Raw genomic sequence first — 19,779 nt, 5'->3', positions numbered from 1 at the left:
CGCGAGGCGACGTTCGCCGGAAGGCTTGAGGCATGATCTCGACTCCTGCCCCAGCACCTCGACCGACGCCGCCCCGGCGTCGGAAGCGCCGACTCGCCGTCGCGCTCACTCTGGTGCCCGTTCTACTCATCGCCGGATGCGCGGCGATCGCCCTCGTAGGGCGGATGATCCCCGGGCTGCTCTCGGCCCAGAAGGTCGACACCGTCGGCAACGTCGATTTCAGTCGGCCACTGGCCATCCCTCCGCTTGCGCCATCGCGGGTGGATGCCGACGGCACGCGGGTCTTCGAACTCGAAGCGCAGGACGGACACAGGCAATTCCGATCGGGTGAGCAGACGGCGACGCGCGGATACAACGGCGCCCACCTCGGTCCGACCCTTGTCGCGGCCCGCGGTGAGAAGGTGCGCACAGAGATCACCAACCGACTGGAGGACCCCACCACCCTGCACTGGCACGGAATGCATCTTCCTGCCGCGATGGATGGAGGCCCCCACCAGCCCATCGCGCCAGGGGGACACGCAGCGCCGGAGTGGACTCTCGACCAGCCTGCGGCGACCCTCTGGTACCACCCCCACCCTCACGACGACACCGAAGACCAGGTCGCGAGGGGACTGGCTGGGTTGTTCCTGGTGACGGATGCCGAAGAAGCCGCCCTGGATCTTCCGCGGACCTACGGGCTCGATGACATCCCCGTTCTCGTGCAGGACGTCGACCTCGACGAATCTGCCGTCCTTTCGGACGACAACCGCGGCTTCGTCGGCGCCCTCGGAACCGAACTCCTCGTCAACGGCACTCTCGCCCCGTACCTCGACGTGAGCACCGCGGCCGTCAGGTTGCGCCTCCTGAACGCGTCCACCGCCAGGACATACAACTTCGGTTTCGACGACGAACGGACGTTCGCCATGGTTGCGTCAGACGGCGGTCTGCTCAGCAGGCCGCACACCACGGACGCGATCCGGCTCTCTCCTGGAGAACGCGCCGAGATCATCGTGTCGCTCAGCGCGGGGGAGCGCCCCGTGCTCCGATCCACCGAGCAGGACCTCGGGATGCCGGACGCTCTCGCCGGACGCAACGGGGGCGCAGACCGGTTCGATGTCCTCGAGCTGCGCGCCGGTCCCGAACTCGTCCCGGCAGCGCTCGTCCCCGACAGCCTCGCCTCGATCGAACCGCTGCGCGAGTCGGATGCCGTCGCCACGCGGAGTTTCACCCTCGACGGGTTCACCATCAACGGGGAGACGATGGACATGGACCGTATCGACGAGGTCGTCACCGCCGGTAGCACGGAGACCTGGGTCGTGCGCAACGGCATGGCGATGCCCCACAACTTCCATGTCCACGACGTGCAGTTCCAGGTGGCATCCGTCGGAGGGGACGACCCGCCCCCGGAGCTGGCCGGCTGGAAGGACACGGTCTACCTCGCCCCACAGGTGGAGTACCGGCTCGTGATGCGCTTCGGCACAGACGGTGACCGCGATTCTCCCTACATGTACCACTGCCACCTGCTCTGGCACGAAGACGCCGGAATGATGGGCCAGTTCCTGGTCGTGGAACCCGGCGACACCGTCGAACCGGGCGAACACGACTCCACCGAAGACCACACCGACACGCTGCCAGGCGGCTACGGGCCACGACAGACAGAAGGAACCGATCATGAGCACTGACAACCTCGAGCTGGACACCCGCCCGGCTCCGATCTCTGGCACGCTGGGCACCATGGAACCCGAGCCACCCGCACCAGCGCCAGAGGCGCGCCGCGGATACGGCGGGCTGTGGCGAGGCGTTCCCCGTGAGCTCGGATTCCTGCTCCTCACCATGCCGATCGCCATCCTCGGGCTGGTGGTCATGTCCAGCCTCTTCTCCACAGGGCTCGGTCTGCTCGCGATCGTCGTCGGCGTGTTCGTCGTCGTCGCCACGCTCTACGTGGCACGGGCGTTCGGCACCCTCGAACTCGTCAGGCTCCGCGCGGCAGGGCGCCCAACTGTCCCAACGCCGGAGTGGCCGCGCGCCGGAGCTGACGCCGGATTCTGGCGGACCGCGCTTGGCCCCGTTGCCGACGGCCACTACTGGACCTACCTACTGCACGGCCTGGTGATCAACCCGATCGTGAGCGTCGCGACCTGGACCATCACCATCGTCTGGGTCTCGGTCGGTCTCGGCGGCGTCAGCTATTGGTTCTGGTCGATCTTCCTTCCGCGAGGGGACCGTGAGTTCTACCTCAGCGAGTGGGCATTCGCGCTTGCGTCGAACGGCCGCCCCCTCGGCATCGATCCGGCCGTCGCCGACTCCATCGCCCAGTTCGTCCTCGGCGTGATCTTCCTCGCCACCCTGCCGTTCATCACCCGCGGTCTGACCACGCTTCACCACACGATCGCGCGTGGGCTGCTGTCGCGGTGGAGCAGTGACGACCTCCGCCGTGAGGTCGCGGCCCTGGATGCATCGCGCGGCGCCGCAGTGCAGGCCGAGGACCAGTCCGTCCGGCGGCTCGAACGCGACATCCACGACGGCCCACAGCAGCGTCTCGTGCGCCTGCAGATGGACCTCGCAGCGGCCGAACGCCGACTCGACACCGACCCGGATGCCGCCAGGACACTGATCGGTGAGGCCCGGCAGCAGGCCCAGGCGTCGCTCGAAGAGCTCCGAGCGCTGTCCCGCGGCTTCGCTCCGCCGATCCTCGGCGACCGGGGGCTGGTGAGCGCCATCGAGTCGCTCGCCACGGTGAGCACCATCCCTGTGACCGTCACCACCTCGCTCGAACCCGGCCTGCGGCTTCCAGCAGAGATCGAAAGGAACGGGTACTTCATCGCCGCCGAACTCGTCACCAACGCCTCGAAGCACTCCAGGGCGCGATCCGTGACGGTCGACCTGTCGGTCGTCGCAACCGAGAGCGGCCGGATGCTGACCTTCATCGTCTCGGACGACGGTGTCGGAGGCGCCCGAATCGTTGACGGACACGGCCTGCAGGGGCTTCGCGATCGCCTGCAGGGGCTGCGCGGCTCACTGACGCTCGACAGCCCCGTCGGTGCGGGGACGCGGGCGACCGCATCCGTGCCGCTGGCCTGACCGGCTCACCCCGGTCCGGTCAGGCGCCCCGGCCCTAGGCTGGGGGCGTGACTCAACTGGACGCGCAACGAGGCCCGATACGGGTGGCGGTGGCCGACGACTCTGTGCTGCTCCGTGAGGGCCTCGTCCGGCTGTTCGACGAAGCAGGATTCTCCACGGTCGGCTCATACGGCGACGGGGACAGCCTGCTCGCCGGACTCGCCGGGACCGCACCGGATGTCGTCGTCCTCGATGTCCGGATGCCTCCCGGCTACCGGGACGAAGGCGTACGCACCGCGCTGGAGATTCGGCGCACCCACCCGGGGATCGGCATCCTCCTACTCAGCCAGTACGTCGAAGGCGCGTACGCCGACGAGTTGCTCGGTGCGTCATCCGGTGGAGTCGGGTACCTGTTGAAGGACCGCGTCGCGTCGCTCGAGGAGCTTCGCGAGGCCGTCACTCGGATCGCTTCGGGCGGAACGGTGCTCGACCCGCAGGTGGTCCACCAGTTGCTCGCACAGCGCCGGGACCCGCTGGCATCCCTCACCCCGCGTGAGAGCGAGGTGCTCCAGCTCATGGCAGAGGGGGTCACCAACCAGGGCATCGCCAGGCGGCTCGTCGTCGGGGTCGGCGCCGTGGAGAAGAACGTGACCGCGATCTTCGCGAAGCTCGGGCTCGAGGCGTCGGCGTCCGACCATCGCCGGGTGCTCGCCGTGCTGCGCTACCTGAGGTCCTGAGCGCCAGTTTCTTCGCGGGCCCGAGACCGGCGTCAGCGCAGCGAGGACACCCCGCGGGCCACGGCCTTGAGGTCACGGATCCGGCTTTCGTATGTCACGGCGAGGATGATGAGTATCACGCCTCCGATGCCCGCCCACAGCCACCACGGCACGCTGCCGTACAAATCCGAGATCCAGGGCCAGAGTTGTGCGAGCCCGTGGAGGACAACGACTGCGGCGCCGATCAACGTCGGAGCCTGCAGCTTGAGCGCCAGCCCGGTGCCGAGCACGCCGAGGGCCACGACGCCGAGCGCGACGACCCGCCATAGCTCGTTCGGACCGAAGTCGGCGGCGAGCGACGGGAGCAGGAGCAGCGCAAGCCCTGGTCCGAGTTCGGGCCACGAGCCCCGACGCTCGTCGCGGCCGAGTCGAACACTTCCGCCGAGAAGGAGCGCCACTGCGAGCGGGACGGTGGCGAGTTCGAACGGGTCGGCGGTGCCGGTCACGAGGATCGTCCCGCCGAGGACGACGCCGGACGCGATCGACACCCAGCGCAGGGCGGGGCCGAATTCGTCGCGAACGGATGCCGCAACGATGTATCCGCAGGTCACGAGGAGAACCGTGACCGCGCGCCAGGCATCCGTGCCCGCCGCGAGGAGGACGATCGTGGTTGGCAAGGAAACGACGACCACCGACGCGATCATCGCGGCGGTGGCGAAGGAGGAAGGCGCGCGCGCCCTGGTGTGCCAGAGCACGCCGCCGGTGACGAGAATCAGGGCTGCGCCTGCTGACCAACACTCGAACGGCAGCGAGGACGCGGTCGGGTTCAGCGAGGTGCGACCCATCCCGACGATGACGGCCGCGCACACGCCGGCCAGCCAGAAGACACGTCCGCCCTGGAGTCCGCGATACACCGAAGCCACGAGCGACCCGGCGACGACGAGGATCGCGGAGACGATCAGGACGAGAAATCCTCGAATCGGTGCCGCGTCGGATGCCGCGATCGCGCTCGGGCCGAGACCGACGAGAAGCGCAGACGCGAGCAGGAGGGTGCGTCCGTTCCCGGGACCGGTGGTTGGCCGCCGCAGCAGGGTGAGTGCGAGAAGCGCCAGGAGGAGTCCGGCGACCGGCAGGGTGTAGTACTCGACGATGGTGGCGTCGGCACGCGCGAGACCCAGCCACAGGCCGGAGACCGCGAGGGGAAGTCCGAGCCACGCGACGTGTCGTCTCGGCGAGTTCCCGGCGACGATGTCGCCGTCTCCGCTCGCAACGAGCACGGGTGTGACAGCCAGGAAGACGAGAGTGAGCCAGCCGAGCTCAGGGCGGAAGAAGACCGACGCGATCACGACCGCCGCAGCGAAACCGAGGGAGACATCCCACGCTATCCGTGCCGGATGAGAGCCGGCACTGCCGTCCCGTCGACGGAAGAGAAGGGGCGCGATCGCTGCGAGAGCGACGGTCGCCACAGCGAGCACGACGCCCGTCGTCGTGGCCGGGTCGAGGCCGGAGGGAAGTTCAGGACCGAACTCGGTCCATGCAACGCCGACGGCCCAGACAGCGGCCGCGGGTGCGGCCGCAGCGGCCACGTATCGCTCGGCCCAGTCGGAAACCCGCCCGCCAAGCTGCCAGACCAGCCCGGCGGCAACGGTAGCCGCCAGCGCCACCAGGTGGGGAATCGGGTCGCTCCAGATGCTGAGCTCGGCGAGCCCGATGCCGACGGAGACCGCCGAGACTGCGGTGATGACGGCGGCTTCGGCCCGGGTGAGGCGTTCGGCGGCAACGACGACTCCGACGGCCAGGAGAAGCGCGGAGACCGTCATCCACAGCGGAGGAATCGCGGCGGTCACCGTGGTGCCCGTGACGACCTCGAACCACGTCGGGACGAGTCGGGCGCTGACGATGAGCGCGATCACAGCAGAACCGGTGGCAACGGGCGCGAGGACCGCTGCCGCAGCGAGAGCGACCGCACGCACGCACACCTGCCTCGCCGCCGCCAGGAGGATCACCGACGCGACAGCGGTCACCGGGAAGGTGGCCGTGCTGGTCAGCCCGATCGTGCCGAAGGCGAAGAGGGCGACGGAGAACACGGTGCAGACGGCGACACGCAGAGAACCGGGCGGCAGCACTGCGAATGCGACGAGCAGGAGGGCCGCCAGAATTCCGAGGCACACTGCGGATGCGACCGGCTGGCCGATCACGGCGCTGACGGCGACGAGCCCGAATCCGCCGACGATCGCGGGGAGCCAGACCATCTGCCGGGCAAAGCCGAGTGCGGAGAGTGCAGCGAGAGCGAGTCCCGAGACGAGGAGCAGGCCGAGTGGCGCTCCCACGTCGAGCGGGACCAGCGGGTTCGGCGGAGTCCCGAACGCGGACAGGCTGAACGGGCGAGTTGTCGCGCCCCAGGCGGTGATGGCGGCGGAGTACACGATGGATGGACCGGTCGCGAGCGCGGCAAGGCTGAGGGGCAGGAGGGCGGCCAGACGCAGCGCAGGGACGAGCCGCGTGAGTCCGGGGATGCGGGCGAGCAGTGCCACGACGACTGCAGCCGATGCCGTCACCGTCGCCGGCAGCCAGAACACGGCGTCATCGACACCGCCGCGGAGAAGGAGGGACAGCCCTGCCGCCGCAGCTGCGAGGCCGAGGCCGATCGCGGCAAGCGCACCCCAGCCGTCCAATCGCGCCGGACGGACCGCATCCTCACCGGCAACGGCCTGGCCGACAGGCGCCACAGCCAGGGTCAGGAACCAGACCGAAGCGACGACGGTGAACGCGATCGTGCCGCCGGCGTCGAGGTCGGGGAATGCTCCGAACGCGCAGATCGTCGCCCAGGCGGCCGCGAGCATGCCTGACGCGCGCAGGATTCCCTGTTCCACGCGGCGCTGCACCCTGGTCCAGACCAGGGCGCCGACACCGACGGCGGTGAACGCGGCCCAGGTCCTGGTCCAGGGATCGACGTCGGCGAGGACGCCCTGAACGAGGGCGAACCCGGCAACGGGGCCGAGCAGGGCCGCGGACAAGGACAGGGTCCGCAGAGGCAGCGCCCGCGCCGCCAGCGCGAGGAGACCGGTCAGCAGGCCGATCGAGAGCCCGGCGTAGAGCCAACCGTCGAGCCGGTCGGATCCGAACAAGCCGTTCGCCCTGACGATCCAGAGGTCGAGGAGGAAGAGCACCACAGCGAGCGCAGCGATCCCTTCAGCCGTTCCCCGCAGACGTCGGCGGGAGAGCAGGACGGCCACGCCGAACACCGCGACGCTCGCCAGCCCTGTGAGGATCGACCGCACTTCGAGACTGGCGATGAGGTAGGCGAGCAGCACGAAGAAGAGGGCCATGATCGAGACGAGGATCACGCCGACGGTGAGCATGAGGATCTGGATGCCGCTCCGTCGCGGTCGCGCAGGCCCGGCCTGTGGCGCGCCCATCGGTGTCATCCCAGCCGGTGGGGCCGCGAACATCGGGGGAATCGGCTGGGAAGGCGCGAACTGCGCTGCTGCGGGAGCCGGCTGGGGCACGGACGGACCGGGCGTTCCAGGCACTGGGGCGAACGCCGCCGTGACGATCGTGCCGCCAGCGGGTGCCGCCGGCGGCAGGATCGGTGCGTGACCGGGGCCCGAAGGAGGGAACCCCGCTTCGGGTGCCCCGTGGTCGGGACCGGCAGTGCTCACCGATCGCGCACCCGCGGCCATGCGCTTCGCGAGGAGACGCTGTTCCTGCTCGACGCGCATCCTGCTGATGAGCCGCTGTCTGGCGGCCTCGGCGGTGGCGACGGCCGTTCCGGCGGCGAGAAGGTCGCCTGCGGCGGAGACTCCGAGGTCGAGGCCGCAGTTGGCGCACACCGTCCTGCCGAGCGGGTGGAAGCACGCCGGGCAGACCGTGGTGTCGGTGAGGAGCGACGCGTCCGCCGGCCACCTGCTGAGGCGACGCGGGTCCTGGAATTCGGGCATTGCCCCATTCTGTCGGAGCCGCGCGCACCGCAACCGCCCCTTTCGGGGTTGGGGAAGCCGGGCTCGGGCTGTGGAGGAATTCTGCGCCGGATAGGGTGTCGCCATGACAGTCCAGGACTCTTCATCGATCATCAGACTCTCCGGCGTTCCCGGGCCACACACCGACGGTGCGTTCGTCGCCCCTGGGGCCCGGGTGATCGGCAACGTCACCCTCCAACCGTCGTCGAGTGTCTGGTACAACGCCGTGCTCCGCGGCGATTACGCCTCGATCGAGCTCGGAGAAGGCAGCAACATCCAGGACGGCGTCGCTGTGCACGTGGATGCCGCCTGGCCGGTCCGAATCGGACGAGACGTCTCTGTGGGCCACAACGCCGTCGTCCACGGATGCACCATCGGCGACACTGTGCTGATCGGGATGGGCTCTGTCGTGCTTTCCGGCGCCGTCATCGGCGATGAGTGCCTCATCGCGGGGGGAGCGGTCGTGCTCGAAGGGACGGTGGTGCCGCCGCGGTCACTCGTCGCAGGGGTCCCGGCGAAGGTGCGCCGGTCGCTCACCGATGACGAGGTCGACGGCATCCGTCAGAACGCGGCGCGGTATGTGGCAAACGCTCAGCACCATGGCGAACCGGCCGAATGAGGAACGCGGCTAGTCGGAGCCGTACTTCTTGACCCACCGCCGGTGGGATGCCATCGCCGTGCCGAGGCAGACGGCTGAGGCGGCGAGCAGGAAAACGCCGACGCCGAAGCGGCCGGTGCCCATCGCGAAGCCTCCGACGACGAACAGGACCACACCTGCTGTCGTCCACAGCGAATAGGCGCGGAGGATTTTCATATTGGAGGGGCTGACGAGAATCGAACTCGCATCATCTGTTTGGAAGACAGAGGCTTTACCACTAAGCTACAGCCCCGAATCCGACGGGTCTCCGCCGGAGTTTCGTATTCAGTTGTTGGTCGGGCGACATCCCGACGCCGGAAGACCGGCACCCGAATATCGTAGTACACGTTTCGGGTCGCCTCGTGCCGCTGATGCCCGAGGCGGAATTTTCGGAGCGGCCGTGCATTAGACTGTCGGAGGCCTTCCACCTTGATGCATCGTTTTGCTTCGGTGTGTGAGTCCACCACCGGTAGGTGCTACCGGGGCGTAGCTCAGCTTGGTAGAGCGCCCGGTTTGGGACCGGGAGGTCGCAGGTTCGAATCCTGTCGCCCCGACAAGTCCGTACTCCTCAGCTCGAGGAAAAATCCACTACACAGGAGAACACACCAACGTGAAATCCACGGTCGAAAAGCTCAGCCCCACCCGAGTCAAGCTCGCCATCTCGGTGACGCCTGAGGACCTGAAGCCGAGCATCACCCACGCATACGGCCACATCGCCGAACAGGTCAACATCCCCGGTTTCCGCAAGGGCAAGGTTCCGCCGGCGATCATCGACCAGAGGATGGGCAAGGGCGCCGTCCTCGAGCACGCCGTCAACGAGAGCCTGGACGGTTTCTACCGCGCCGCTGTCGAAGAGCACAGCATCCGCACCCTTGGACGGCCAGAGGCTGACATCGTCGAGTGGCCCAGCGACAAGGACTTCTCCGGAGACCTTCAGCTCGCCATCGAGGTCGACGTTCGCCCCGAGATCACGCTCCCGGCCTACGACGACATCACCATCGAGGTCGACGAGGCCGAGATCACCGACGCCGACGTCACCGAGGAGCTCGACAAGCTCCGCACACGCTTCGGCACGCTCATCACCGTCGACCGCCCCGCAACCACCGGTGACTTCGTGCAGATCGACCTGATCGCCACGATCAACGGCGAAGAGGTCGACAACGCGTCAGGCATCTCATACGAGGTCGGTTCAGGCGACCTGATCGAGGGCATCGACGAGGCGCTCGAGTCGCTTACCGCCGGTGAGGTCACCACGTTCAGCGCTCCGCTGCTCGGTGGAGACCACGAGGGCGAGAACGCCGAGATCACCGTCACCGTCAGCGCCGTCAAGGAACGCGAAATGCCCGCGGCAGACGACGACTTCGCTCAGATCGCCAGCGAGTTCGACACCATCGCCGAGCTGACCGAGAGCCTCAAGGAGCAGGTCGCGCGCCAGAAGGCCTTCGGCCAGGGCACAACCGCTCGCACCAAGCTGCTCGAGAAGCTCGTCGAGCTCGTCGAGATCCCCGTTCCGGAGAAGCTTGTCGAAGACGAGGTCCACCGTCACCTCGAGGGCGAAGGTCGCCTCGAAGATGACGAGCACCGCGCGGAGGTCACCACCTCCAGCGAGGCCACGTTCAAGCAGCAGTTGCTCCTCGACACCATCGCAGAGGCCGAGAACGTCCAGGTCAGCCAGGACGAGCTCACCCAGTACCTGATCCAGGGCGCAGCGCAGTACAACATGGAGCCGGGCGAGTTCATCAAGGTGCTCGACGAGAACGGTCAGATCCCGGCGATGGTCGGAGAGGTCGCCCGTAACAAGGCACTCGCCGTCGTCCTCGCCAAGACCACCGTCGTGGACACCGCAGGCAAGGCCGTCGACCTGACCGGCTTCGTGCCGACCGAGGAAGACGACGCAGACGAGGCAGCGACCGACGAGGCCGCCGCTGACAACGCCGACGAGAGCTCGACCGAGAAGTAACCTTTTTCACACGCATGGATGCCCCGGGGACGACTCCGGGGCATCCGTCGTTAACGGACACGGCGGCACGTTATCTGCCCACGGCGAACAGAGCAGTTCCGGTGCGTTGGCTCCGATAGATTCGATTACACGCAACAACTGAAATGGAGCGCGACATGGCCGAACTGACACTGCCCAACAGTGTTTTTGACCGACTGCTGAAGGATCGCATCATCTGGCTCGGCGCAGAGGTCCGCGATGAGAATGCGAACGAGATTGCTGCGAAGCTGTTGCTGCTCGCGGCTGAAGATTCCAAGCGGGACATCTACCTGTACATCAACTCACCCGGTGGCTCGATCACGGCCGGCATGGCGATCTACGACACCATGCAGTTCGTCCCGAACGACATCGTCACCGTCGGTATCGGCATGGCGGCATCCATGGGTCAGCTCCTGCTGACCGCAGGCACGAAGGGCAAGCGGTACATCACCCCCAACGCCCGCGTCCTGCTGCACCAGCCGCACGGCGGCTTCGGCGGAACGTCCAGCGACATCCAGACCCAGGCGCAGCTCATCCTCGACATGAAGCGCCGCCTGGCAGAGATCACCGCTGCGCAGACGGGCAAGACCGTCGAGCAGATCAACGCCGATGGCGACCGTGACCGCTGGTTCAGCGCGCAGGAAGCCCTCGAGTACGGTTTCGTCGACCACATCCGCGAGTCGGCCACTGACGTCGCCGGCGGCGGCGGAACCGACGCAGACTAAGCGTCGAGAGATCAAGAGGACAGAACATATGGAAACCCCGACCTTCCGCGCCGCAGGCAACTTCGCAGCCACCGCGGCTGCCATGCCGAACTCGCGCTACATCCTGCCGAGCTTCGAAGAGCGCACCGCCTACGGCTACAAGCGCCAGGACCCCTACGCCAAGCTGTTCGAGGACCGCATCATCTTCCTGGGTGTCCAGGTCGACGACGCATCCGCCGACGACGTGATGGCGCAGCTCCTCGTGCTCGAGAGCATGGACCCCGACCGCGACATCGTCATGTACATCAACTCACCGGGTGGCTCGTTCACCGCGATGACGGCGATCTACGACACGATGCAGTACATCCGCCCGCACATCCAGACCGTCGTGCTCGGCCAGGCGGCTTCAGCCGCTGCCGTCCTCACGGCTGCGGGAACCCCAGGCAAGCGCCTCGCGCTGCCGAACGCCCGTATCCTGATCCACCAGCCCGCCGTCGGCGAGGCCGGCCAGGGCCAGGCATCCGACATCGAGATCCAGGCTGCCGAGATCCTGCGCATGCGCGTATGGCTCGAGGAGACCCTGTCCGCTCACTCCAACCGGAGCGTCGAGCAGGTCAACAAGGACATCGACCGCGACAAGATCCTGTCGGCGGAGCAGGCACTGGAGTACGGACTGATCGACCAGGTCCTCACCAGCCGCAAGCACCTGCCGACCCTCAACAAGACGGCAGCAGGAGCCATTGCGTCCTCCTGATCGAAGCTGAGCGAAACGGAGCCGGGGGAGACCCCGGCTCCGTTTTTGTGTCCCGTGCGGAGTATGCCCAGAGCGAAACCCACGGGGGGTTTCCGACACCCGGTGACCCGCTTGCGACGCGATGACACCGGTTCGGGTTAGGCTCAAGTCAGGCAAACGGCCAGCAAGAGGAGTGTGGACTGATGGCTCGAATCGGTGAGAGCGCCGACCTGCTCAAGTGCTCCTTCTGCGGAAAGAGCCAGAAGCAGGTTCAGCAGCTCATTGCGGGGCCTGGCGTGTACATCTGCGACGAGTGCGTAGAGCTGTGCAACGAGATCATCGAGGAGCGCCTCGCCGAAGCCGGCGAAGCCGCCGCTCCCGATTTCGAGCTGCCGAAGCCCAAAGAGATCTTCAACTTCCTCGAGGAGTACGTCATCGGCCAGGAGGCAGCCAAGAAGGCCCTCTCTGTCGCCGTCTACAACCACTACAAGCGGACCCGCGCACGCACGTCGCTCACCAGCGCCGATTCGATCTCAGACGACATCGAGATCGCGAAGAGCAACATCCTGCTCATCGGTCCGACGGGTTGCGGCAAGACCTATCTGGCCCAGACGCTCGCGAAGCGGCTCAACGTTCCGTTCGCGGTCGCGGACGCCACGGCGCTGACCGAGGCCGGTTACGTCGGAGAAGACGTCGAGAACATCCTGCTCAAGCTCATCCAGGCCGCTGACTACGACGTCAAGCGTGCGGAGACCGGCATCATCTACATCGACGAGGTCGACAAGATCGCCCGCAAGGCCGAGAACCCGTCGATCACCCGCGACGTCTCCGGTGAGGGCGTGCAGCAGGCGCTGCTGAAGATCCTCGAGGGCACGGTCGCGTCCGTTCCCCCTCAGGGCGGGCGCAAGCATCCGCACCAGGAGTTCATTCAGATCGACACGACGAACGTGTTGTTCATCGTCGCCGGTGCCTTCGCCGGCCTCGAAGAGATCATCTCGTCCCGCGCGGGCAAGAAGGGGATCGGCTTCGGCGCCCCTCTGCACTCCAAGGGTGACGACATGAACCTGTTCAGTGAGGTTCTGCCCGAAGACCTGCACAAGTTCGGACTCATCCCCGAGTTCATCGGGCGACTCCCGGTCGTCACCACCGTCACGCCACTCGACCAGCACGCGCTGATGGAGATCCTCACGGTCCCGAAGAACGCCCTCGTGCGCCAGTACCAGCGCATGTTCGAGATCGACGGTGTCGAGCTCGAGTTCGAGCAGAGTGCGCTCGAGGCGATCGCCGACCTCGCGGTGCTCCGCAAGACCGGTGCACGCGGCCTCCGTGCGATCCTCGAAGAGGTCCTCGGCCCGGTCATGTTCGAGGTGCCGTCGACCGAGGAGGTCGCCCGCGTGGTGATCACCCGTGCGTCCGTGCTCGAGAACGCTGCGCCGACGATTGTTCCTCATAAGGCGCGTCGCCAGGAGAAGTCGGCGTAACGTCGGTTCGCCGCCGCCGGCGCCCGCGTGTGGGCGCCGTTTGGAGTGCGCGCCGGCTTGCAGCCGAGTTGCCCAAAGTGCTGTTCAACCCGCGCCGGCACGACCCTTTGGGGCGCCTCGATCGCGCGAACGACCTTGTGGGGCGAATCGAGAGACGGCAGAGGCGCGGGAACTCCCGCCCTACCCGGCGAGTCCGCGGCGGGCGAGCAGCGGCTCGATGCGGGCGTCGCGCCCACGGAAGTCCCGGTACGCCTCGAGCGGGTCCTTGCTGCCGCCGACCCCGAGAAGGAGCGACCGGAAGCGGTCGCCGTTCTCGCGCGTCAGGCCGCCGTTCTCTGTGAACCACTCCACGGCATCCGCGTCGAGCACCTCACTCCAGATGTAGGAGTAGTAGCCGGCGTCGTAGCCCCCGGAGAAGGTGTGCGCGAAATAGGTGCTGGAGTATCGGGTCGGCACGGCCGGGTTGTCGAGCCCGGCCGCCGCGAGGGCATCCGCCTCGAACGCGGCCACGTCGGCGACGGTCGTTTCGGCGCCGATGCGGTGCCAGGCCTGGTCCAGGATCGTCGCAGCCAGGTATTCGCTCGTGAGGAAGCCTTCATTGAACGAGGCGGAGCTGAGCAGGTTGTCGACGAGGTCCTGCGGCATCCGTTCGCCCGTCTCGTGGTGCACCGCATAGTTCGCGAGGACCTCGGGCCAGAGCATCCACATCTCGTTGACCTGGCTGGGGAATTCCACGAAGTCCCGGAACACGTTCGTGCCAGCGAACCGCGGATAGGTGACCCGGGCGAACAGCCCATGCAACGCGTGGCCGAACTCGTGGAAGAACGTGGTGACCTCGTCGAAGCTCAACAGCGTCGGCTGACCGGCGGCAGGTTTGGGCACGTTGAGGTTGTTGACGACGACGGTGGGCTGATCGAGGAGGCGGTTCTGCGAGATGAGCGGGTTCATCCACGCGCCGCCGCGCTTCGAGTCACGGGTGTACAGGTCGAGAAGGTACAGGCCGACCGCGGTCCCGTCCTCATCGTTGACCTCGAAGACCCTGACGTCGGGATGATAGGCAACCAGGTCGGTCCGCTCCGTGAATCGCACACCGTAGAGGCGTTCAGCGGCAAAGAAGATGCCGTCCCTGAGCACTCGTTCAGCTTCGAAATAGGGCCGCATCGCGGCCGTGTCGACGGCGAAGCGGGCGGTGCGCACCTGTTCCGTGAGAAAGGCCCAGTCCCAGCTCGCGACCGTGAACGCTGTGTCTGCGGCGTCGGCCACGGCCTGCAGATCGGCTTGCTCGGCGCGGGCGTTGGCTGCTGCGGCCGGGGCGAGCGATCCCAGCATGTCTGCGACGTTCGCGGGGTTCTTCGCCGTCTGGTCCGCCGTGACGAACGCAGCGTGCGAATCGAAACCGAGCAGGCGGGCCCGCCTCGCACGGAGCGCGCTGATTTCGAGCACCAGGTCCCTGTTGTCGAAGTCTCCACCGCGGATGCCCCTGGCGCGTGAGGCGCGCATGATCCGTTCGCGCACCTCGCGGTTGGTGAGGCTTGCCAGGGCGGGATGACCGGTCGGGAGCACGAGAGCGATCAGGTAGCGGCCGTCGAGTCCACGCTCTCTGGCCGCTTCGGCCGCCGCGGATATCTCACCTGCCGTGAGGCCATCGAGTTCGCTGACATCGTCGATGACGACGGCAAGGTCGTTCGTATCGGCGAGGAGGTTCTTTTCAAACCGGGTGGTCAGGGTCGAGAGGGTGCTGTTGAGGGCACGGAGTGCTCCCTTGTCGTCCTTCCTCATGCCGGCGCCGGCCAGCGTGAACTCGGTGTAGTAGCGCTCGACGAGGTAGCGGGACTCGGCATCCAGTTCCAGGGTGTCCAGTCGCGCGTGCAGGTCGGCGATACGCGCGTACAGGTCCGGATCGAGACGGATGGCATCGTGGTGGGCGGACAGCAGCGGCGCGATCTCCTCCTCCAGCGCGGTGGTGACCGGATTCGAATCCGCTGAGCTCTTGTTGAAGAACACGTGACTGACCCTGTCGAGGGTCTGGCCGGATCGCTCCAGCGGGATCATCGTGTTCTCGAAAGTCGGAGCCTCGGCTGACCCGGCGATGGCAGACACTTCGGCCCGTTGTTCAGCCATTCCGAGTTCGAATGCGGGACGGAAATGCTCGTCACGGATGTCGGCGAACGGAGGCAGCTGATACGGCAGCGGACTCGGGCTGAGGAACGGATTCGATGCGTCAGACATCCCACCACCTTATGGGTGACATCTTGCACGGCGCTCCCTCGGCACACGCCTAGGCTGGATGCATGGCAACAACCGAGCGCTACACGCACGGGCACCACGCAAGCGTACTTCGCACCCACAGCTGGCGCACCGTAGACAATTCCGCCGCCTATCTGGCCCCGTACCTCACCCCGGGGGTGAGCGTTCTCGACGTCGGCAGCGGTCCAGGGACCATCACCATCGACATCGCGACCCGCGTCCAGCCGGGAGCCGTCGTCGGCTTGGACGCGTCAGCGGAGGTCTGTATCCAGGCGTCGACGCTTGCCCGCGACAGTGAGGTGCTCAACGTCGACTTCATGGCAGGGGATGCCTATGCGCTCGACTTCCCGGACGACTCGTTCGACGTCGTGCACGCACACCAGGTACTCCAGCACGTGGCAGACCCTGTTGCGGTACTCAAGGAGATGCGTCGGGTCGTGAAACCAGGGGGCATCGTCGCAGCGCGTGACGTCATCTACGGGGCCGCCGCGTGGTATCCGCTGATCCCCGGTCTCGAGACCTGGATGCGCGTCTACCAGGCCGTCGCCCGCTCGAACGGTGGCGAACCGGATGCCGGCCGATCTCTGAAGTCCTGGGCCTTCGACGCGGGGTTCACCGACGTCGAGAGCAGCGCGTCGATCTGGTGCTTCTCCAACTCCGACGACCGCGACTGGTGGGGGAGCGCCTGGGCAGAACGCGCGCTCAAGTCGAGCTTCGCACCTCAGTCGCTCGAGAGCGGCTCAGCGACGCAGGACGACCTCGAGGAGATCTCCGCCGCCTGGTCCGAGTGGGTCGCAGACGAGCGTGGCTGGTACGCCATGCCCCACGGCGAGATCCTCGCCCGCAAGTAACCGTCGGCGGATGTCCGCCGGGGGTTCAGGCGTCGTCGTCCCTCGCGCCTTCGTCGTGCTGGCGGATGGTCGCCGTGTCTGCGACCGGATTGTACGTCACGACGGTGCCGTCATCCAGTTCGATGATCGGCATCCGTTCGAGCCAGGTCAGCGTCCACCGCCAGCCGCGAGCGTCGACATCGTCGGCTTTCAGTTCGTCTTCGACGGTCCGAACGGCGGCGACGACGACCTCGGGGAGGCCGGTCGGCGGTGTGTCGCCGACGCTCCAGCGCGTGCCCAGCTGCATGATCGCTCCGTCAGACGGTGAGGTCGTATGTGACCCAGGACGTGCGCTCAGCGAGCTTGTCGTACAGAACCTGGGCCTCTTCGTTGTCAGGTGCGGTCACCCAGCGGACGATGCCGGAGTGCTGCTCGGCCGCGACGTCCTTGACTCGGCCGATCAGCGCCGTGCCGATCCCGTTGCCGCGTTCGTCCTGGGCGACGAAGAGGTCGTCCAGGTACAGGCCGGTCCCGCCGGCGAGCGGGCGCGCGAAGGTACGGTAATGGGCGAGGCCCACCAGGCTGCCGTCGTCCTTCTGCGCGACGAAAGCGGAAAGCCCGTGGGTGCCGGCGGTCAGCCAGCTCCAGACGAGGAGTGCTTTTTCATCCGGGACGGGTGTGCCGTAGAAGTCGCCGTAGTCAGCGAACAGCGGTAGCCAGCTAAAGAAGTCGCCGTCGCGGACGGGACGGATCTCAAACGTCATTGTTTCTCCTCAACTGTTGGTCGGCGTAGGGTCGTCGACCGGGGCGAACTCGACACCGGTCACGGTCAACTCGTCGCCCGGGGTGAACCTGAGTCTAACGATACGACCCACCGCCTTGAGATCCCCTTCCGCGTGAGCCAGAAGTGTGATCTGATCCGGGCTTCCGGTGACGGTTGCCTCGGTCAGGGTCGCCTTCTGCGATGCCTTCGCATCGGTCTTCGCCCTGCGGATGCTCGTGAGCGCCTGTCCGGTGAGGACGAGGAGCTCAGGTTCACCGGTGGACGGCAGCTCGTCGACGGTCGGCCAGGTGGCGGCGTGCACGGATCCGTCGTTCCACCAGGACCAGGACTCGTCGGCCGCGAATGGGATGAATGGCGCGAAGAGCCGCAGCAGGATGCTGAGCGCCTCGCGGAGGGCGGCGACCGCCGAGGCCTGGCCGGGGTGCTCCGCGTCGTATGCACGCTCCTTGACGAGCTCGAGGTAGTCGTCGCAGAAGGTCCAGAAGAACGACTCGGTCGTCTCCAGGGCGCGGGCGTGGTCATATGCGTCGAATGCCGCTGTCGCGTCGGCGACGACCGTGCGCAGGGTTGCCAGCATGCTGAGGTCGATCGGCTCGGTCACCGGCGCATCTTCCGCCGACTCGAAGCTGAGGATGAACTTCGACGCGTTGAGCACCTTGATGGCGAGGCGGCGACCGATCTTGATCTGGGTCGGGTTCTGCGGGTCGAAACCGGCGTCGGTTCCGAGTCGGCTCGACGCTGCCCAGTACCTGACTGCATCCGAACCGTGCTTCTCGAGGATGTCGGCCGGCGTGATGACGTTGCCCTTCGACTTCGACATCTTCTTGCGATCGGGGTCGAGGATCCAGCCGGAGAGGGCGGCGTGCTCCCACGGCTTCTCGTTGTACTCGAGCGCGGAGCGGAGCATCGTGGAGAACAGCCAGGTGCGGATGATGTCCTGGCCCTGGGGCCGCATCGAATACGGGAAGACGAGGTTCCAGAGTTCGGGATCCCGCTCCCAGCCGCCGGCGAGCTGCGGGGTCAGCGACGACGTCGCCCAGGTGTCCATGATGTCGAGTTCGCCCGCGAAGCCGCCGGGCACGTTGCGCTGAGACGCGTCATAACCGGGGGCGGTGTCGCTGGACGGGTCGACAGGGAGGGACGCGGCATCCGGGAGGATCGGCGACTCGTAGATCGGTTCGCCATGGCCGTCGAGGGGGTACCACAGCGGGATCGGCACGCCGAAGAATCGCTGGCGGGAGATGAGCCAGTCTCCGGTGAGACCGCCGACCCAGTTCTCGTAACGCACCCGCATGAAGTCAGGGTGCCACTGGAGCTCCTGGCCGAGTTCGATCAGGCGGGCACGGAGCTCTTCGTCGCGGGCGCCGTTCCTGATGTACCACTGGCGGGTGGACACGATCTCGAGCGGCTTGTCACCCTTCTCGTAGTACTTGACCTGGTGGGTGGTCGGCTTCGGGTCGCCGATGAGGTCACCGGAGTCCTTCAGCAGCTGCACGATGGCCTGCTTGGCACTGAACACCGTCTTGCCTGCCAGCTCACGGTAGGCGATCAGTCCGGACTCCGAGGTGATGACATCCGGGGCTTCGTGGATGATGCGACCGTCGCGGCCCATGATCGTGCGGTTCGGGAGGTCGAGTTCGCGCCACCAGACCACGTCGGTCACGTCGCCGAAGGTACAGATCATCGCGATGCCTGCGCCCTTGTCCGGCTGGGCCAGGTGGTGGGCGAGCACGGGAACCTCGACGCCGAACACCGGGGTGGTCACCGTGGTGCCGAAGTAGGGCTTGAAACGCTCGTCGTCCGGGTGGGCGACGAGGGCAACGCATGCGGGCAGGAGCTCGGGCCGCGTGGTCTCGATCTCGATCGTGCCGCCGTCCGGCTTGTGGAACGCCACACGGTGGTACGAAGCGGTCTGTTCCTTGTCCTCGAGCTCGGCCTGCGCGACCGCGGTGCGGAAGGTGACATCCCACAGTGTCGGCGCCATGGCCTGGTAGGCCTCACCGCGCTCGATGTTCCGGAGGAAGGCGAGCTGGCTGGCGCGGATGGAGTCCTCGCCGATGGTGCGGTACGACTGAGACCAGTCGACAGACAGGCCGAGGGTGCGCCACAGCGCTTCGAATTGCTTCTCGTCCTCTGCGGTGAGGCGCTCACACAACTCGATGAAGTTGCGGCGTGAGATGGGCTTCTGATCGGCGGCCTTGGAGCTCTTGCCGTCTCCGCCCTCGAACGGAGGAACGAATTCGGTGTCGTACGGCAGCGTCGGATCGCAGCGGACACCGTAGTAGTTCTGCACGCGGCGTTCGGTGGGCAGTCCGTTGTCGTCCCAACCCATCGGGTAGAACACCTGCTTGCCGCGCATCCGCTGGAAGCGCGCGACGACATCGGTGTGGGTGTAGCTGAAGACGTGTCCGATGTGGAGCGACCCTGACGCGGTCGGTGGGGGAGTGTCGATCGAGTAGACGCAGTCCTTGCCTGCGGCGACGGCCGCCGGGCGGTCGAACCGGTAGGTGCCCTGGTCTTCCCAGACCTGCCCCCATTTGGCTTCGAGGCCTTCGAGTGCCGGCTTGTCTGGAACGTGCGCGGTCATGGAGAACTCCGGTTTCGATATAGGCGGCACCGTGTGAACGTGCCTGAGTGTCTGTGGTCCGCCGTCCATCGTACCGGAGGGGCG

At 66.9% G+C, this 19,779-nt stretch carries 15 protein-coding genes and 2 tRNA genes; 10 read left to right on the top strand and 7 right to left on the bottom strand.

Annotated features, from left to right (window positions below; translation table 11 throughout):
- Positions 1 to 32: 32 nt before the first annotated feature.
- From AC1M0F_RS03105 to AC1M0F_RS03095, 3 genes are read left to right on the top strand one after another with little or no spacing between them, the layout of a single operon-like run.
- The gene (locus AC1M0F_RS03105) at positions 33 to 1,661 is read left to right on the top strand and encodes a multicopper oxidase family protein (protein WP_480236732.1); all 1,629 of its coding nucleotides are present in this window, start codon (positions 33 to 35) and stop codon (positions 1,659 to 1,661) included.
- Positions 1,651 to 3,060, top strand: a complete 1,410-nt coding sequence (locus tag AC1M0F_RS03100; RefSeq protein WP_480236731.1) for a sensor histidine kinase — start codon at positions 1,651 to 1,653, stop codon at positions 3,058 to 3,060. Before AC1M0F_RS03105 ends, AC1M0F_RS03100 begins: the two co-directional genes overlap by 11 nt.
- 47 nt (positions 3,061 to 3,107) lie before the next feature.
- The gene (locus tag AC1M0F_RS03095) at positions 3,108 to 3,776 is read left to right on the top strand and encodes a response regulator transcription factor (protein ID WP_480236730.1); all 669 of its coding nucleotides are present in this window, start codon (positions 3,108 to 3,110) and stop codon (positions 3,774 to 3,776) included.
- A gap of 32 nt (positions 3,777 to 3,808) precedes the next feature.
- Here AC1M0F_RS03095 and AC1M0F_RS03090 read toward each other — a convergent pair whose 3' ends face one another.
- The gene (locus AC1M0F_RS03090; RefSeq protein ID WP_480236729.1) at positions 3,809 to 7,696 is read right to left on the bottom strand and encodes an SCO7613 C-terminal domain-containing membrane protein; all 3,888 of its coding nucleotides are present in this window, start codon (positions 7,694 to 7,696) and stop codon (positions 3,809 to 3,811) included.
- A 103-nt stretch (positions 7,697 to 7,799) separates the two neighbouring features.
- On the opposite strand from AC1M0F_RS03090, the gene AC1M0F_RS03085 reads away from it, so the two are divergent.
- The gene (locus tag AC1M0F_RS03085; RefSeq protein WP_480236728.1) at positions 7,800 to 8,333 is read left to right on the top strand and encodes a gamma carbonic anhydrase family protein; all 534 of its coding nucleotides are present in this window, start codon (positions 7,800 to 7,802) and stop codon (positions 8,331 to 8,333) included.
- Positions 8,334 to 8,342: 9 nt separating this feature from the next.
- Here AC1M0F_RS03085 and AC1M0F_RS03080 read toward each other — a convergent pair whose 3' ends face one another.
- A complete protein-coding gene (locus AC1M0F_RS03080) occupies positions 8,343 to 8,528 on the bottom strand; it encodes a hypothetical protein (protein WP_480236727.1) in 186 nt (61 codons plus the stop codon).
- Between the two features lie 2 nt (positions 8,529 to 8,530).
- A tRNA-Gly gene (locus AC1M0F_RS03075) sits at positions 8,531 to 8,604 on the bottom strand.
- Positions 8,605 to 8,831: 227 nt separating this feature from the next.
- Between AC1M0F_RS03075 and AC1M0F_RS03070 the strand changes: the two genes are divergently transcribed.
- The 5 genes from AC1M0F_RS03070 to clpX all read left to right on the top strand — a co-directional run bounded on the left by AC1M0F_RS03070 (position 8,832) and on the right by clpX (position 13,247).
- Positions 8,832 to 8,905 (top strand) — tRNA-Pro (locus tag AC1M0F_RS03070).
- A 56-nt stretch (positions 8,906 to 8,961) separates the two neighbouring features.
- On the top strand, positions 8,962 to 10,311 hold the full coding sequence (gene tig, locus AC1M0F_RS03065) for a trigger factor (RefSeq protein ID WP_480236726.1): 1,350 nt from the start codon (positions 8,962 to 8,964) through the stop codon (positions 10,309 to 10,311).
- A 155-nt stretch (positions 10,312 to 10,466) separates the two neighbouring features.
- On the top strand, positions 10,467 to 11,054 hold the full coding sequence (locus AC1M0F_RS03060) for an ATP-dependent Clp protease proteolytic subunit (RefSeq protein ID WP_480236725.1): 588 nt from the start codon (positions 10,467 to 10,469) through the stop codon (positions 11,052 to 11,054).
- Between the two features lie 28 nt (positions 11,055 to 11,082).
- Positions 11,083 to 11,787: an ATP-dependent Clp protease proteolytic subunit gene (locus AC1M0F_RS03055; protein WP_480236724.1), complete on the top strand. Its 705-nt coding sequence runs from the start codon at positions 11,083 to 11,085 to the stop codon at positions 11,785 to 11,787.
- A gap of 182 nt (positions 11,788 to 11,969) precedes the next feature.
- Entirely contained in the window at positions 11,970 to 13,247 is a 1,278-nt protein-coding gene (gene clpX, locus AC1M0F_RS03050; RefSeq protein WP_480236723.1) for an ATP-dependent Clp protease ATP-binding subunit ClpX, read from the top strand.
- A 180-nt stretch (positions 13,248 to 13,427) separates the two neighbouring features.
- Here clpX and AC1M0F_RS03045 read toward each other — a convergent pair whose 3' ends face one another.
- Positions 13,428 to 15,476, bottom strand: coding sequence for a M3 family metallopeptidase (locus tag AC1M0F_RS03045; RefSeq protein ID WP_480236722.1), 2,049 nt, complete (start codon positions 15,474 to 15,476; stop codon positions 13,428 to 13,430).
- A gap of 62 nt (positions 15,477 to 15,538) precedes the next feature.
- On the opposite strand from AC1M0F_RS03045, the gene AC1M0F_RS03040 reads away from it, so the two are divergent.
- The gene (locus AC1M0F_RS03040; protein WP_480236721.1) at positions 15,539 to 16,345 is read left to right on the top strand and encodes a class I SAM-dependent methyltransferase; all 807 of its coding nucleotides are present in this window, start codon (positions 15,539 to 15,541) and stop codon (positions 16,343 to 16,345) included.
- A gap of 25 nt (positions 16,346 to 16,370) precedes the next feature.
- On the opposite strand, the gene AC1M0F_RS03035 is transcribed toward AC1M0F_RS03040, so the two are convergent.
- The 3 genes from AC1M0F_RS03035 to valS are packed head-to-tail and all read right to left on the bottom strand — an operon-like array spanning position 16,371 to position 19,695.
- The gene (locus AC1M0F_RS03035) at positions 16,371 to 16,631 is read right to left on the bottom strand and encodes a hypothetical protein (protein WP_480236720.1); all 261 of its coding nucleotides are present in this window, start codon (positions 16,629 to 16,631) and stop codon (positions 16,371 to 16,373) included.
- A gap of 10 nt (positions 16,632 to 16,641) precedes the next feature.
- A complete protein-coding gene (locus tag AC1M0F_RS03030; RefSeq protein WP_480236719.1) occupies positions 16,642 to 17,088 on the bottom strand; it encodes an N-acetyltransferase family protein in 447 nt (148 codons plus the stop codon).
- Positions 17,089 to 17,097: 9 nt separating this feature from the next.
- Entirely contained in the window at positions 17,098 to 19,695 is a 2,598-nt protein-coding gene (valS, locus tag AC1M0F_RS03025) for a valine--tRNA ligase (protein ID WP_480236718.1), read from the bottom strand.
- Positions 19,696 to 19,779: the final 84 nt, after the last annotated feature.

The organism is Mycetocola sp. Y719 (assembly GCF_056713205.1).
Note: the sequence above shows the minus strand (reverse complement) of the source record. Positions and strands in the feature narration are given on the sequence as shown.